The sequence below is a fragment of the Vibrio sp. ZOR0018 genome (assembly GCF_963865925.1).
GTDB classification, from domain to species: domain Bacteria; phylum Pseudomonadota; class Gammaproteobacteria; order Enterobacterales; family Vibrionaceae; genus Vibrio; species Vibrio anguillarum.
The window spans coordinates 1-971 of the sequence record NZ_CAWMCN010000055.1 but is presented as its reverse complement, the minus strand read 5'-3'; the positions used below and the strand labels follow the sequence as shown (position 1 = coordinate 971).

Here is a 971-nt window from a genome sequence, read left to right as displayed (position 1 = left end):
ATTGTACCGTAACCACTAAAGTTGAAGTAGAAGCAAAAATGCCAAGCGTTGGGAATCCCTCTTAAATTGTTTGTTATGTAACAATTTTACGCGTATTGGTAGACATGATCTGCGTACAAATGACCACCGATTTCATAAGCTTGAGGCACTATCCTATCGAGTACAAAACCCACTTTTGTAAGTACCTTTTCGGAACCAATGTTACCCTCTGTGACAACTGCACTGTATTTAGCGATGCCAAACTCTGACATTGAATAATTTATGAGAGCTTGCAGTGACTCTGTACCATACCCGAGTCCATGATATTCGGGCAAAAACATAAACCCAACTTCAGCAACAGAATCGTTAACACAAAAACCTGTTATACCTACTGCTTTGTCCGTTTTGGACTCGACAACAACCAAACATAGCCAATGCTTCGACTTTACAAACCAAGGTACTAATCGAGATTTAAATTTACTCTCAATTTCTGACTTTGGCAGTTCATCGAAACAAAGTGAAATGACACTAGGATTCGTATGGAGTTGCAGAAATAAAGGCCAGTCATTTTCCGATAATGGCTTCATCTGCAGCCTTTCAGATACTACTTCCATTTAGCTGAACTCTCCTTGTTACATAACGCCCGCTTAAGGGGCAGACAACGCTACTACTCACTTTCCGCATAACACCTTAATCACAAAAACCAACGCATAGTAAAAATACCACGCGTTGGCTGTCCCTCTTGAAGCGTTTGTTATAGCGGTGCTTTAGTTGCCCATAGAAATATGATGCGTTGCACACAGTTTATTTCCTGCTGGATCGCGTAAATAAGCTAGATACATTTTTCTTTCTCCGCTTACCCTTAGACCTGGAGGATCTTCGCAAGCTACACCGCCATTAGCTAAGCCTGCCGCATGCCATGAATCCACTAACTCTGGGCTACTGACTTTTAAGCCAATTGTCATTCCATTACCATGAGTCGCCAGCTCTCC

General features: G+C 41.9%; 1 protein-coding gene and 1 pseudogene. Both read right to left on the bottom strand.

Annotation, left to right across the window (positions count from 1 at the left end):
- Positions 1 to 86: 86 nt before the first annotated feature.
- On the bottom strand, positions 87 to 593 hold the full coding sequence (locus AACR75_RS02165; protein WP_017049015.1) for a GNAT family N-acetyltransferase: 507 nt from the start codon (positions 591 to 593) through the stop codon (positions 87 to 89).
- Between the two features lie 153 nt (positions 594 to 746).
- A pseudogene (locus AACR75_RS02160) lies at positions 747 to 971 on the bottom strand (VOC family protein); the annotation flags it as partial.

Bases quoted from the DNA above. Each gene is read 5' to 3' on its own strand.
- AACR75_RS02165 (WP_017049015.1), bottom strand. From the start codon at position 593: ATGGAAGTAGTATCTGAAAGGCTGCAGATGAAGCCATTATCGGAAAAT.